General features: G+C 69.4%; 12 protein-coding genes and 1 pseudogene. 7 read left to right on the top strand and 6 right to left on the bottom strand.

All coding sequences use genetic code 11. The annotated features are described in order from the left end of the window. Nucleotides 1-615: 615 nt before the first annotated feature. From QFZ76_RS23340 to QFZ76_RS23330, 3 genes and pseudogenes are all read right to left on the bottom strand, one after another. Nucleotides 616-960: a hypothetical protein gene (locus tag QFZ76_RS23340; protein ID WP_307675576.1), complete on the bottom strand. Its 345-nt coding sequence runs from the start codon at nt 958-960 to the stop codon at nt 616-618. Nucleotides 961-1,679: 719 nt separating this feature from the next. Then, on the bottom strand, nt 1,680-1,883 hold the full coding sequence (locus QFZ76_RS23335; protein WP_307675575.1) for a DUF397 domain-containing protein: 204 nt from the start codon (nt 1,881-1,883) through the stop codon (nt 1,680-1,682). Continuing rightward, nucleotides 1,864-2,716: pseudogene (locus QFZ76_RS23330) on the bottom strand (helix-turn-helix domain-containing protein). Before QFZ76_RS23330 ends, QFZ76_RS23335 begins: the two are co-directional and overlap by 20 nt. A 116-nt stretch (nt 2,717-2,832) precedes the next feature. On the opposite strand from QFZ76_RS23330, the gene QFZ76_RS23325 reads away from it, so the two are divergent. The 3 genes from QFZ76_RS23325 to QFZ76_RS23315 are packed head-to-tail and all read left to right on the top strand — an operon-like array spanning nt 2,833 to nt 4,084. Further along, entirely contained in the window at nt 2,833-3,447 is a 615-nt protein-coding gene (locus QFZ76_RS23325) for an ATP-binding protein (protein WP_307675574.1), read from the top strand. A 32-nt stretch (nt 3,448-3,479) separates the two neighbouring features. Further along, nucleotides 3,480-3,716, top strand: coding sequence for a hypothetical protein (locus QFZ76_RS23320; protein ID WP_307675573.1), 237 nt, complete (start codon nt 3,480-3,482; stop codon nt 3,714-3,716). Beyond that, nucleotides 3,713-4,084, top strand: a complete 372-nt coding sequence (locus QFZ76_RS23315; protein ID WP_307675572.1) for a fic family toxin-antitoxin system, toxin component — start codon at nt 3,713-3,715, stop codon at nt 4,082-4,084. Before QFZ76_RS23320 ends, QFZ76_RS23315 begins: the two co-directional genes overlap by 4 nt. Before the next feature lie 123 nt (nt 4,085-4,207). Here QFZ76_RS23315 and QFZ76_RS23310 read toward each other — a convergent pair whose 3' ends face one another. The 3 genes from QFZ76_RS23310 to QFZ76_RS23300 all read right to left on the bottom strand — a co-directional run bounded on the left by QFZ76_RS23310 (nt 4,208) and on the right by QFZ76_RS23300 (nt 7,919). Beyond that, nucleotides 4,208-4,381, bottom strand: a complete 174-nt coding sequence (locus QFZ76_RS23310) for a hypothetical protein (protein ID WP_307675571.1) — start codon at nt 4,379-4,381, stop codon at nt 4,208-4,210. Between the two features lie 189 nt (nt 4,382-4,570). Further along, nucleotides 4,571-4,756 carry a hypothetical protein gene (locus QFZ76_RS23305; protein ID WP_307675570.1) on the bottom strand — a complete coding sequence of 62 codons (186 nt, stop codon included), beginning with the start codon at nt 4,754-4,756 and terminating at the stop codon, nt 4,571-4,573. 202 nt (nt 4,757-4,958) lie between these two features. After that, nucleotides 4,959-7,919: a BTAD domain-containing putative transcriptional regulator gene (locus QFZ76_RS23300; RefSeq protein WP_307675569.1), complete on the bottom strand. Its 2,961-nt coding sequence runs from the start codon at nt 7,917-7,919 to the stop codon at nt 4,959-4,961. Nucleotides 7,920-8,137: 218 nt separating this feature from the next. Here QFZ76_RS23300 and QFZ76_RS23295 point away from each other — a divergent pair, with 218 nt between their 5' ends. The 4 genes from QFZ76_RS23295 (at nt 8,138) to QFZ76_RS23280 (ending at nt 12,300) form a co-directional block, all read left to right on the top strand. Beyond that, on the top strand, nt 8,138-9,376 hold the full coding sequence (locus QFZ76_RS23295; protein ID WP_307675568.1) for an amidohydrolase family protein: 1,239 nt from the start codon (nt 8,138-8,140) through the stop codon (nt 9,374-9,376). Then, entirely contained in the window at nt 9,373-10,287 is a 915-nt protein-coding gene (locus QFZ76_RS23290) for a TIGR03619 family F420-dependent LLM class oxidoreductase (RefSeq protein WP_307675567.1), read from the top strand. Before QFZ76_RS23295 ends, QFZ76_RS23290 begins: the two co-directional genes overlap by 4 nt. Before the next feature lie 13 nt (nt 10,288-10,300). Beyond that, nucleotides 10,301-11,047 carry an SDR family NAD(P)-dependent oxidoreductase gene (locus QFZ76_RS23285; protein ID WP_307675566.1) on the top strand — a complete coding sequence of 249 codons (747 nt, stop codon included), beginning with the start codon at nt 10,301-10,303 and terminating at the stop codon, nt 11,045-11,047. Nucleotides 11,048-11,181: 134 nt separating this feature from the next. Then, nucleotides 11,182-12,300, top strand: coding sequence for an LLM class flavin-dependent oxidoreductase (locus QFZ76_RS23280; protein WP_373464342.1), 1,119 nt, complete (start codon nt 11,182-11,184; stop codon nt 12,298-12,300). Nucleotides 12,301-12,382 lie beyond the last annotated feature (82 nt).

The following is a 12,382-nucleotide window of genomic DNA, read 5'->3' as shown; positions in this document are numbered from 1 at the left end:
CGCCCGTGGCCGGAGGCGCACCGGCCGGGTGGCGGCACGCCGGGTCGGTCGGCGGCTTGCGGTGAGTGAGGGGTTCGGAGCGGGGTCCGCCCCCTTCGAGTCACCTGAGCGTCGGACGCTCCCCCAGTAATTGGCAGATCTGTTCCACCCACCGGGACCGCCGACCTGGGCTTTTCCCCTCCAAGGTGGAACAGATCTGCCAATTACCGAACCCTGACAAGTTCGGACCGGTTTGGGCCGCCGTGGTGGGTCAGCCCCGGCTAGCCGTCGGCCGCCTGGCCGGCCCAGCGTGCCGCCGCCCGGCCTGCCTGGCCGGCCGGTGCGCCCGCGCCCCACTCACCGATTGCCGCTGAGCCGGCCCGGCGTGCTGGCGAGGCGCGAGCGCGTCCCCGGACGCCGGGCCACCACTCGACCTACCCGAGAGGGCTGCCGACCTGGCCACCCGCCTTTCCGGGCCGCCCGCTCGCTTCTTCCCCGTGCTGGAGCGAGGCGTGTCAAGGGTCGGCCGGAGGCCGATCGCCGGAGGCGACGCGGAGTGGAGCGCAGCGGAACGCAGCGCCCTTGACTCGGCTCGCGGAAGCACGACACTGGCAAAGAAGCGGGCGGCCCCCACGGTCACTTGAAGTCGCCGGGGTGCCCAACGCCCTCCATAGAGCGGCCAAGTGCCGGGCCAGCCACGGCCACGCTCAGGGCGGAGCGGATCTCCTGGATCATCTGCGCCGGGTGGTGGAAGACGACCTCGGCGGTGTAGCGGAGCAGGGTGCGTACCTCGGGGCAGCGGAGGACCTGGTTGAAGCGGGAGACATCCCGTCGGTGGGCTTCGCGAGAGCCGTGGTAGGCGTAGCCCTCGATCTCGACCGCCACTCCCTCCCGCCGGAAGAGGAAGTCGAGGAACCGGCGACCGCCGCCGGGGACGCGGAGCTCGACCTGGGACTCGGGGAGCAGGTCGGCGTCGAGCATGCGGAGGCGGGCGACCGTTTCCGCCGGTGAGCCGGAGAGCGGCGGTCGGCCAGGCGGAGCCAGTCCCGAGCGCGGGCTGCCCCTTGGAGAGGGGGTTGGAGGGCGATGGCCAGCGCGGCCGGGGTGGTGAGCGGCGGGCGGCGTACGCCCGCGACGGTGCGGTGGCCGAGCGCGGACTCGACGGCTACCAGGGCGCCGTCCCTCGGCCCGGCTCGCAGGAGGTCGGCGACGGTGCGGGGGACGTCCGTGACGCGCAGCCCCGAGCACTGCACGACGTCGACTGCGGCGAGGGGCATCCGGTGGATCCGTACGTCCGTGAGGCTCTGCCGGATGCTGAGGCCCGGGTCGGTGAACTCGAGGGCCGGGGGTTTTCGGACCTCCCCACCCACGTCCAGGGTCTCGATCTGCCAGAGCCAGGCAGCCGAGCGATGGCTCACGGCCAGCCTCGGCCTGAGGAGTTGGGCAGCCTTCAGCCGTACGGCCAGATCGATCCTCCGCCCCGGCTCGGCCCAGGCGCCGCTCCGGACCCGGGTCCACCCTTCCGAATCCAGCCTCCGAAAGAGGGGAACCCGAGACCACCCGGCCCCCAGCGCCCGCGAGGTGAGCAACACGCCTCCCTCGACCAGCGCCCCCAACTCGGCTCGCTCCATCCGCTCCACGCGTCCACTGTCCCGGAGGAGCCGCCTGCCTGCTCGCCCCTGTGGATAACCCGGTGGAGGTCAGCGCTTCACGGACGCGAGGAAGGTGGTCCAGGCCGAGGCCCCGAAGAGGAGTACGGGGCCTTCGCCGGCCCGCTTCGAGTCGCGGACCGGGATGGTGGTGGGGAGGTTGGGGGCGACCTCGACGCAATCACCGCCGGTGCCGTTGCTGTAGCTGCTCTTGCGCCAGCGGGCGGCGCTGAAGTCATTCTCGTGACTTGCCATGTCGATAGTCCTCTGCCGCAGCCTCGATCATCGCAAGGGACGCCTCAGGCGGCATTGCGACGGCCCTGAGCAGATCGTACGACTCCCGGTACTGCTTCACGAGCGCCGGATAATCGACGAGTTGGCCGCTGTGCAGGCTCTCGGTGTACACGACAGGAGGGGCGTCCGCGAAGGTCATGAACTTGGTCATGCCCATCATGAAGGGGTGAGCGGCGGAGGTTTCCGGGACGATCTGCAGAATCGAGTGCGTGCTCGTGATCATCCCCGCGATGTGCTCCAGCAGCTCCGCCATCTCCACAGGAGGAAGAGCGGCTCGGCGGATCAGGGATTCGTCGAGGATGGCCCAGAACTTGGGCGGGTTCTCCGAGGTGAAGAGCTTGGCCCGCCCCATCCGGGCACACACCTTCTCCTCGACTTCCCCCGTCCGAGGCTCGCGGCATGGCCGCTCGTACGATCGCCCGCGTGTAGGGCGCCGTCTGCAACAGACCGGGGACGAGCATCGGAGCCCACTCCTCGATCGTCTCCGCATGACGCTCCATCTCCGCCACGTCCGCGAAGTACTCCGCATGCCCCGACTGCCGGGCCCTGCGGGCGTCTTCACAGCGCCGCTCGAAAAACCCGTCCGTCTTCAGCACCTTGTCGACGTGCTGGGCGAGATCCAGGGGCATCCGGCGCTCACCGCGCTCGATCTGGCTCAGAAAGGGGATGCCGTGGAAGCTCCCTTCCGCCAACTGTTCGAGCGTCAGACCCGCCAGCTCCCTCTGGTAGCGCAACTCGGCGCCGTAGAAGGACGGGACGTTCGCCGACGCGTCGGGATCCTTCCGTGGGGGCACAACTCACCACCGTCTCTTTCCAGTTGCATTGCGCAACGTGAACCTCTTTTACGGTACGCAACGTCACGCCACTGTGTGAGTGATTCGTCACAGAGCGCACAGGAAGGCGCCGCCCCATGCAAGACCCTCAGTCCCCTGCCGCCGACGTGGACCACTGCGTGACCGACCTCCGCACCGCCCTCGCCGCCCACGGCATCACGCTCCCCTCCCTCCGCGCCGACCTGCCGAGCTTCGCGGGTACGTACTCGCCCCCGGCCGGGCTCATCGCGCTCGGCAACTGCAACACCGCGACGGCGCGGAGGCTCACGGCCGTACTCAGGGGAGGTGGCTGGACGCCGAGCCCGGTTCTCCTCGACCTCGACCTCCTTGCCGTCCCCGGGGCGGTGCCGGACCTGCGCCGCACCGTGCGCCGACACCTGGCCGCACCGTGCGCCGACGTTCAGCTCTGCGTCACGGAGCTGGTCGCCAACGTCATCCGGCACGTGGGAGACGGCGCCCCGATCCGAGTACGGGTGCTCCGTGCGGACGCCGGCCGGATTCGCGTAGAGGTCACCGACCCTGACCCATGTGCCCTCCCCGTACTCCGGCACGCCACGGACGACGACGAGGCCGGACGGGGTCTGGCTCTGCTCGACGCCGTCGCGTTTCGGTGGGGCGTGGAGCCTTGGGCGGCGGGCAAGACGGTGTGGTGTGAGCTGGCGGTCGAGGTAGGCCCTGATATCAGGAGGTAGCGGCGCCTGGTATCAGCTGGTACCTTCCGGTCATGGCCAAGACGCAGATCAACATCCGGATGGACGACGAGACTGCTGAGATGGCGCGGCAGGCCGCTGAGACCCGGCGCATACCGGTCAACGAGTACGTCGAGCAGCTCATCCGGAACGACAACGAGCAGGTGCGTGCCGTCTTTATGGCCACCGCGCAGCAGACGCTCGACGAGTTCGCCGATCTCTTCGACGAGATCGAGGGGGAGCAGGGGGAGCAGGGGGAGTCCCGTACGTGAATCTCAACGTCGACCTCGCCTGGATTCTGGAAGTCGCGCAGCGGGCGGGCCAGGAGGACCCTGCCGTTGACGACTACGGTGTTCCTCTCGCGGCCGTCGAGCGGCATCGGGCCGTGCTTGTCGGGCAGGAGGTCTATCAGGGACCGTACGTCAAGGCAGCGGCCCTCGCCCACTCACTCGGCCGTATGCGCTGGCTGGAGCGCTCCAACACCCGGGTGGCCATCGTGGTGGCCCACGCGTATCTCGTCGCTGCCGGTGCTCCGGCCAAGCTCGACCAGCAGAGGGTCTTGGCGCTCGCGAACGAGTTGAAGAGGGAGACTTGTACGGTCCGTAGCGTGGCAGAGGTGCTCAGGTCGTGGGCCGTTTAGGGGGTCTTCGAAGTTGAGTGGTGCGCGGAGGCGCTCAATTTCGGAGACCCGGTTTAGCGGCGGTACGGCGAAGGGGCCGAGCCTGGGCTCGGCTCGGCCCCCTGGTGAGCGCCGGGTTTCCGATCAGGTGGCGTGGATGTCGTCCGTGCTGACCTCGTTGCTCGTGGCGTGGATGTCGTTCGTCGTAACCGGCGTGTCCGTGGCGTGAATGTCACCGGCGAATGCGGGAGCGGAGGTGCCGATCGTGGCTGCGGCCGCGATCGCGACGGTGACGAGGACCTTCTTGGCGCGGGTCATTCCAGCTCCTGTTGAAGAAGAGGCTTTCGAACAACATGTGAAGCTAGCGGCAGGGGGGGGCGCTCGTTCGAGAGGAACGAACGCTTCCCGCCAGAGATTGGCCTGAACCGCGTGCGACAGACGCATATCGGCCGCGACGGCTCCCCCTCCGCGCCGCCGCGGCCGATGTCCCCCGTCGAATCAGAGCTGTCAGGCCTTCTCGTCGGAGATGTGGGTGTCCAGCGGGGTGACAGTGCCGCTGGAGATATGGGTGTCGAGAGGCTTGACGTCGTCCAGGTCCGCTTCCTCGCCGGAGATGTGCGTGTCCTGGGGCTTGATGTGGTCGTCTTCCCCGCCGGAGATGTGCGTGTCCTCGGGCTTGATCTTGTCGCTCATGATGTGGATCTCTCTCTGAGGCCTGCGTCCATTCATGGGAAGCCCGCCCGGGAACTCCCCCGTGGGTTGCCGGACGGGCTTCCTGAGGCCGTACACCGTATCCGTACGGCCCTTTACCAAGCCGTCTGACCCCCGAGGCGACGGGTTGGTAGCAGCAGAATGACGTGCGGCGATAAACGAACGATGAACGCTCGATCAGAGCTCAGGACGCCACCGGGCTGAGGAGCGCGCGAACCTCGGTTGCCTCGGCGGAGCCCAGCGTTTCGTAGATGGTCAGGGCTTCGCGCCAGCAGGCGTGGGCCCGGTCGGGCTGGCCGAGCATGAGGAGGGCCTTACCCAGCACGGTGAGCACCGTTCCCCGGCGCCACTCTCCGCCGATACCTCGTAGGGCGATGGCTTGTTCGGCGTGGGCGGCGGCGAGTGGTGGGCGGTTCGCTGCCAGGTGAACCTCCGCGATGCGGAAGTGCGTGACGCCTGCCCAGAGTGGTTGGCGGTTCTCCCGGAAGACGGCCAGGGCTGCCGTGAGTTGTTCAAGAGCTTCGTCGTACCGGGCGGCGACAGTGAGCGCGAGACCGAGGGCGTATCTGCCGTTGGCGAGGCGCAGCGCCGATCCGAGGCTGTCGTATATCTCAATGCCCTGCTCAACGAGAGAGATGGCCGTGCTCGTTTTGCCCAGGGCCAGGTGTACACGAGACAGATTGCACAGTGCGCTGGCCTCTCCCGGCGCATTCGCGTCCTCCCGGAAGTTGTCCAGAGCAATACTCAAGTAGGTGTCGGCATCTTCGAGTTCGGACTGGTAGAAGGCGATGACGCCGCGCTCCAGAGGCGCGTTGCACTTGGACCACGGATCCTCGGAAGAATCCAGCGCCATCGCCTTGCTCGCTTCGATGCCCGCTTCCTCGAAGCGCCCGGCGCGCACGTGTACCTGTGCCAGGGCCGTTCGCGCTTGAGCCTCGACGTGTGCGTCACCGAGTTCCTGGGCGGCCTGGCACAGGGCGGTGGCTGCCCGCTCGTAGGCAAGTGAACTGGCACCGGACTCCGAGAGGTCCTTCGCCACGAGCAGAAGACTGGCGGCACGCCGAAGCGTAGGGACACGCAATGAATGTTGGACGCAGGCCAGGAGGCATCCGGCCTCGGCGAAGAGCCAGTCCAGAGCCGACTCCCGGATGTCGAATGCCAGTCCCTCGTGGATGGTGGTGGCAATGTGATCCACCAGCCGATCCGCCGGCCGCTCGATCGCGTAAACCCCCGCCGCAGTGGCCAAGTAGAAGTCCAGCAACCGAGAAAGCGCCGCCTCCCGCTCGCCCGGTGGCTGCTCGTCGCGCTCCGCGCACGCACGCGCGTAGAGCCGCACCAGGTCGTGGTACCGGTACCGGCCGGGAGCCGCGGACTCCAGCAGGGAGGTGTCGACCAGCGACTCCAGCACGTCCTCGGTGTCCTCCACCGGCAGGTCCAGCACCGCCGCGGCCGCCGCCACCGACATGTCCGGTCCGTCCGCCAGCCCCAGCAGCCGGAACGCCCGTGCCTGCGCCGGCTCGAGCTGTCCGTACCCCAGCTCGAAGGTCGCCTTCACCGCCAGGTCGCCGGCCTGCAGCTCGTCCAGCCGCCGCCGCTCGTCCGCCAGCTTCGCCGCCAGGACGGACACCGTCCAGGTACGACGGGCCGCGAGCCGCGACGCCGCGATGCGGATCGCCAGCGGGAGGAAACCGCACGCGGCCACGACGTCCAGCGCGGCCTCCCGCTCGGAGGCCACCCGTTCCTCGCCCACGATCTTCGTGAACAGGGACAGTGCCTCGTCGGGGGACATGACGTCCAGGTCGATCAGATGGGCCCCCGCCAGGTCCACCATCCGCACCCGGGAGGTCACCAGCGCCGCGCAGCCCTCGGTGCCCGGCAGCAGGGGACGCACCTGTGCCGCGTCCCGTGCGTTGTCCAGCAGGACGAGGACGCGGCGGCCGTCCAGGACCGAGCGGTACAGGGCCGCACGTTCCTCCAGGGAGTCCGGGATCGCCGAATCGGCCGTGCCCAGGGCCCGCAGGAACGCCCCCAGGACCGTCTCCGGTTCCGCCGCCCGGGAGCCCGCGCCCTGGAGATCGACGTACAACTGGCCGTCGGGGAAGGCCGACCGTGCCTGGTGGGCCACGTGCACCGCCAGGGTCGTCTTTCCCACGCCCCCGATCCCCGCCAGCGCCGAGACCGCCATCACCCGGCCCTCCGCCGAGGCCAGTACCTCGCCCAGCTCGGAGACGAAGGAGGCACGTCCGGTGAAGTCCGGGACGGTGGCGGGCAGCTGGGCCGGGCGGACCGCCGCCGCGGCCGGCTCGGCCTTGGGGGCCGACGGTTCCACCAGGTCCGGGTCCGCCTGCAGGATGCGCTGCTGGAGTTCCTTCAGCCCCGGGCGGGGGTCCACGCCCAGTTCGTCGGCCAGCAGGCGGCGCGTGTCCGCGTAGACGGCGAGGGCCTCCGCCTGGCGTCCGCTGCGGTACAGCGCCAGCATCAGCAGTTCGCGCAGGCGCTCGCGCAGGGGGTGCGCCGCCGTCAGGGCCGTCAGTTCGGAGACCGCCTCCGCGTGGCAGCCCTGCTCCAGGTCCATGTCGAGGCGGGATTCCAGGAGTTGCAGGCGCCACTCCTCCAACCGCACCCGCTGCGCCTCCGCGTACGGGCCCGGCACCCCGGCCAGCGCCTCCCCGTCCCACAGGGCGAGCGCGCGGCCCAGGACGTCACGGGCGTGGCACAGGTCGCCTGCGTTCTTCGCCTTCTCCGCCTCGGTCGCCAGGTCCTGCACGACCGTGAGGTCCAGCGCGCCGTCGCTCAGTCCGCGGATCGCGTAGCCGCCGGACTCGCTCGCGAGGACGCCCGGATCCAGCACCTTCCGGAGCCTCGACGCGTACGTCCGCAGCGCCGCCAGCGCCTGGGACGGGGGCTCCTCGCCCCACAGGGCGTCGATCAGCTCGGCCGCGGTCGCCGTGCGGCCCTCGCGCAGGAGCAGGGCGGCGAGCAGGGCGCGTTGCTGGGGGGATCCGGTGGTCAGCGGCTCCTCGCCGCGCCAGGCGCGCACCGGACCGAGCACACCGAAGCGCAGAGCCGCCGACCCCGTGGAGGAGTCGGGACGCCTCTGCTCCGGTACGCGCGGTACCTCGGGCACCTGCGGTACACCGTCCATCGCCGTCCCCCTAGAAACGTGAGCAACGACGCCAGTTTGCCTTGCTCATGGCAGATGCGTCAGCTGTGGAGAGCCCGATCACAGGGAGGCGCGCGGGATATCACAAGCTCCTCACGCTCTCTTCGCACACTTCCGGACAGGAACCGTCCCGACCGGGCTCCCAGCGCGACCTCGCAGCCATAGCTGACGGACCGTCAGATCAGCGCTACCGTGCCCCCATGGAGACCAACTCGGCGCACTCGGCGCTCCCACTGATCATCTCCGTCGACGACCACACCGTTGAGCCCCCGACCGTCTGGCAGGACCGGCTCCCGAAGAAGTACCTCGACATCGGTCCCCGTACGGTCCGCGCCCCCCTGAAGGAGATGTCCTTCCTCGGCGGCCGCTTCAAGCCCGTCATGGGTCGGCCCGGCGACGACGGCCCGCTCGGCGACTGGTGGATCTACGAGGACCTGCACCGCCCCCTCACCCGCCTCGACACCGCCGTCGGCTACAGCAGGGACGAGATCAAGCTCGAGGTCATCACGTACGAGCAGATGCGGCCGGGCTCGTACGACGTCCCCGCCCGGCTCGCCGACATGGACGTCAACCACGTCCAGTCCGCCGTCTGCTTCCCGACCTTCCCCCGCTTCTGCGGCCAGACCTTCACGGAGGCGAAGGACCACGAGCTCGGTCTGCTGTGTGTCCAGGCCTACAACGACTGGATGGTGGAGGAGTGGTGCGGACCGGAGGCGCAGGGGCGCCTCATACCGCTCACCCTCATCCCCCTCTGGGACGCCGAGTTGGCGGCTGCGGAAGTCCGCCGCAACGCCGCCCGCGGCGTCCGTGCCGTCGCCTTCTCCGAGATACCCCCGCACCTCGGGCTGCCGTCCGTCCACACCGACGACTGGGACCCCTTCCTCGCCGCCTGCGACGAGACCGGCACCGTCGTCGCCATGCACATCGGCTCCAGCAGCCGGATGCCCTCCACCTCCGCCGACGCCCCGCCCGCCGTCGGCTCCACCATCACCTTCGCCAACTGCTGTTTCTCGATGGTCGACTGGCTGATGAGCGGCAAGTTCGAGCGCTTCCCGAACCTCAAGATCATGTACGCCGAGGGGCAGATCGGCTGGATCCCCTACATCCTCGAACGCGCCGACGTCGTCTGGGAGGAGAACCGCGGCTGGGGCGGCGTCGCCGACAAGGTCCACCGGCCGCCGTCCGAACTCTTCGCCGAGCACGTCTACGGCTGCTTCTTCGACGACGCCTTCGGGCTGCGGAACCTGGACGCCATCGGGGTGGGAAACGTCCTGTACGAGACCGACTACCCCCACTCCGACTCCACCTGGCCGAAGTCGCGTGAGGTCGGCGAGGCGCAGATGGGGCACCTGGACGCCGAGGTCGTGGAGCGGATCGTGCGGGGCAACGCGATCGAGTTGCTGGGACTGACTCCCGACGGTCTGTGGAGCGGTGCATGAAGTACGGCATCCAGCTCCCCGTCCAGTCCCAGTCCACGATCTACGCCGAACCCTGGGAGGCCGCCGCCGGGCCCGACGACCTCCTCGACCTCGCCCGCACCGCCGACCGCGCCGGCTTCGACTACGTCGCCTGCTGCGACCACGTCGCCGTCCCGCGCCGGCTCGCGTCCGCCATGAGCACGGTCTGGTACGACCCGGTCGCCACCCTCGCCTTCCTGGCCGCCGCGACCGAGCGGGTACGGCTGCTCAGTCACGTCGCCGTCGTCGGCCTGCGGCATCCGCTGCTCACGGCCAAGCAGTACGCCACCCTCGACCATCTGAGCGGCGGGCGGCTGGTCCTCGGGGTCGGGGCCGGGCATGTGGAGGAGGAGTTCGAGGCGCTCGGCGTGGACTTCCGGCAGCGGGGCGCCGTGCTCGACGAGTCGATCGAGGCGCTCAGGAAGACCCTCGGGCCGGACGAGTTCCCCGAACACCACGGCAAGCTCTACGACTTCCAGGACCTCGGCCAGCGTCCCAGACCCGCCCAGACCCGCGTACCCCTGTGGGTCGGCGGCTCCTCGCCCGCGGCCGTACGCCGGGCCGCCCTCAAGGGCGACGGCTGGCTCCCGCAGGGCGACCCGCGCGAACGGCTGCCCGCGCAGATCGAGCGGATCAGGAACCTGCGCGAAGAGGCCGCCGTCACGGACCCCTTCACCATCGGCGCCATCGCCGAGCCGCTCTACGTCGGCACCCCCGCCTGGGACGTCGGGCGCCGCACCCTCACCGGCCCGACCGCCGCACTCGCCGAGTCCCTGCGCGCCTACCGCGCGATGGGCGTCCACCAGATCCAGGTCAGGTTCCGCAGCCGGAGCCGCACCGAACTCACCGACCAGATCGCCGCGTTCGGCGCCGAGATCGCACCGTACCTCTGAAACAGGAGACCGCATGGGCAAGCTGGACGGACGTGTCGTCATCGTCACCGGGGCGGCGCGCGGGCAGGGAGAGCAGGAGGCTCGGCTGTTCCGGGAGGAGGGCGCCGAGGTCGTCGTGGCGGACGTACTCGACGAGCAGGGGCAGGGCCTCGCGAAGGAGATCGGGGCGCTGTACGTGCACCTCGACGTGGGGCGGGAGGAGGAGTGGGCGGCCGCCGTCGATGCCGTGGTGGAGGCGTACGGCCGTGTCGACGGGCTCGTCAACAACGCGGGGATCCTCCGCTTCAACACCCTTCTCGACACACCCCTCGACGAGTTCATGCAGATCGTCAAGGTCAACCAGGTCGGCTGCTTCCTCGGCATCAAGGCGGTGGCGCCCCGGATGTCCGACGGGGGCACGATCGTCAACACCGCCTCCTACACCGGCGTGACCGGCATGGCGGCGGTGGGCGCGTACGCGGCGACCAAGCACGCGATCGTCGGGCTCACGCGGGTGGCCGCACTGGAGCTGGCGGACCGGGGGATACGGGTCAACGCCATGTGCCCGGGAGCCATCGACACGGCGATGAGCAATCCGGATGCCGCCCCCGAGGGAGCGACGGACGCGCTGTACCGCAAGCTCGTGCCGCTCGGGCGGATCGGGCGGCCGGAGGAGGTGGCGCGGCTCGCGCTCTTCCTCACGTCCGAGGACTCCTCCTACATCACGGGGCAGCCGTTCGTGATCGACGGGGGGTGGCTGGCGGGTGTGTCGATCGTCTGAGGCCCCCAGCTGACTGGCCGTCAGCTATTGACGGTGCATGCGCCCGGTGCCACAGTCGGCCCACGGGCGAATCTGACGACTCGTCAGAAACCTCAGGAACCTCTCGGAAACTGAACTGGGGACGGTGAACCTCCTTGGAATTCGGGCTCTTTGTACAGGGATACGTGGGCAAGCGCGCCGAGACCGACCCGCTGGCCGAACACAAGGCGCTGATGGAGGAGACCGAGTACGTCATCCAGGCGGACAGGTCCGGCTTCAAGTACGCCTGGGCGTCAGAGCACCACTTCCTGGAGGAGTACTCGCACCTCTCCGCCAACGACGTCTTCCTCGGCTACCTCGCACACGCCACCGAGCGCATCCACCTCGGCTCCGGGATCTTCAACCCGCTCGCCCAGGTCAACCACCCCGTGAAGGTCGCCGAGAAGGTCGCCATGCTCGACCATCTCACCGAGAACCGCTTCGAGTTCGGCAGCGGACGCGGGGCCGGCTCGCACGAGATCCTCGGCTTCCTCCCCGGCATCACCGACATGAACTACACGAAGGAGATCTGGGAGGAGACCATCGCCGAGTTCCCCAAGATGTGGCTCCAGGACGAGTACGCCGGCTTCCAGGGCAAGCACTGGCAGCTCCCGCCGAGGAAGATCCTGCCGAAGCCGTACGGGAAGTCCCACCCCGCCATGTGGTACGCCGCCGGCTCGCCGCCCTCGTACGCCATGGCCGCCCGCAAGGGCCTCGGGGTGCTCGGCTTCAGCGTGCAGAAGGTCTCCGACATGGAGTGGGTGCTCGAGCAGTACAAGAACGCGATCGTGGACGCCGAGCCGATCGGGGACTTCGTCAACGACAACGTGATGGTGACGACGACGGCGATCTGCGCGCCGACGCACGCCGAGGCGATCGAGATCGCGGTGCGGGGTGGGCTGCACTATCTGCCGTCGCTGGTGTTCCGGTACCACGACACGTTTCCTCGTCCCGAGGGGTTCCCGGTGTGGCCGGAGACCCTGCCCGAGTACACCGCGGAGTTCGTCGAGGTGCTCATCGAGGAGGAGCTGCTGATCTGCGGGGATCCCGATGAGGTGGTCCGGCAGTGCAAGCGGTGGGAGCAGGCGGGGGCGGATCAGTTGAGCTTCGGGCTGCCGGTGGGGGTGCCGAAGGAGGAGACGTTGCAGACGATTCGGCTGATCGGGGAGCACGTGATTCCGAAGATCGATACGGATCCGGTGCATCGGACGTCTCGGTTCCGGGCTGCCTCGTGATCGCCGTTGCGGGCTGCGGGCGGTTCGTGGCTGGTCGCGCCCACGCGGCGGAGCCGCATATGTCACAGCCCCGCGCCCCTAG

Source organism: Streptomyces sp. V4I2 (assembly GCF_030817655.1).
GTDB lineage: Bacteria > Actinomycetota > Actinomycetes > Streptomycetales > Streptomycetaceae > Streptomyces > Streptomyces plumbiresistens.
This window is presented reverse-complemented; position numbering and strand designations above follow the sequence as displayed.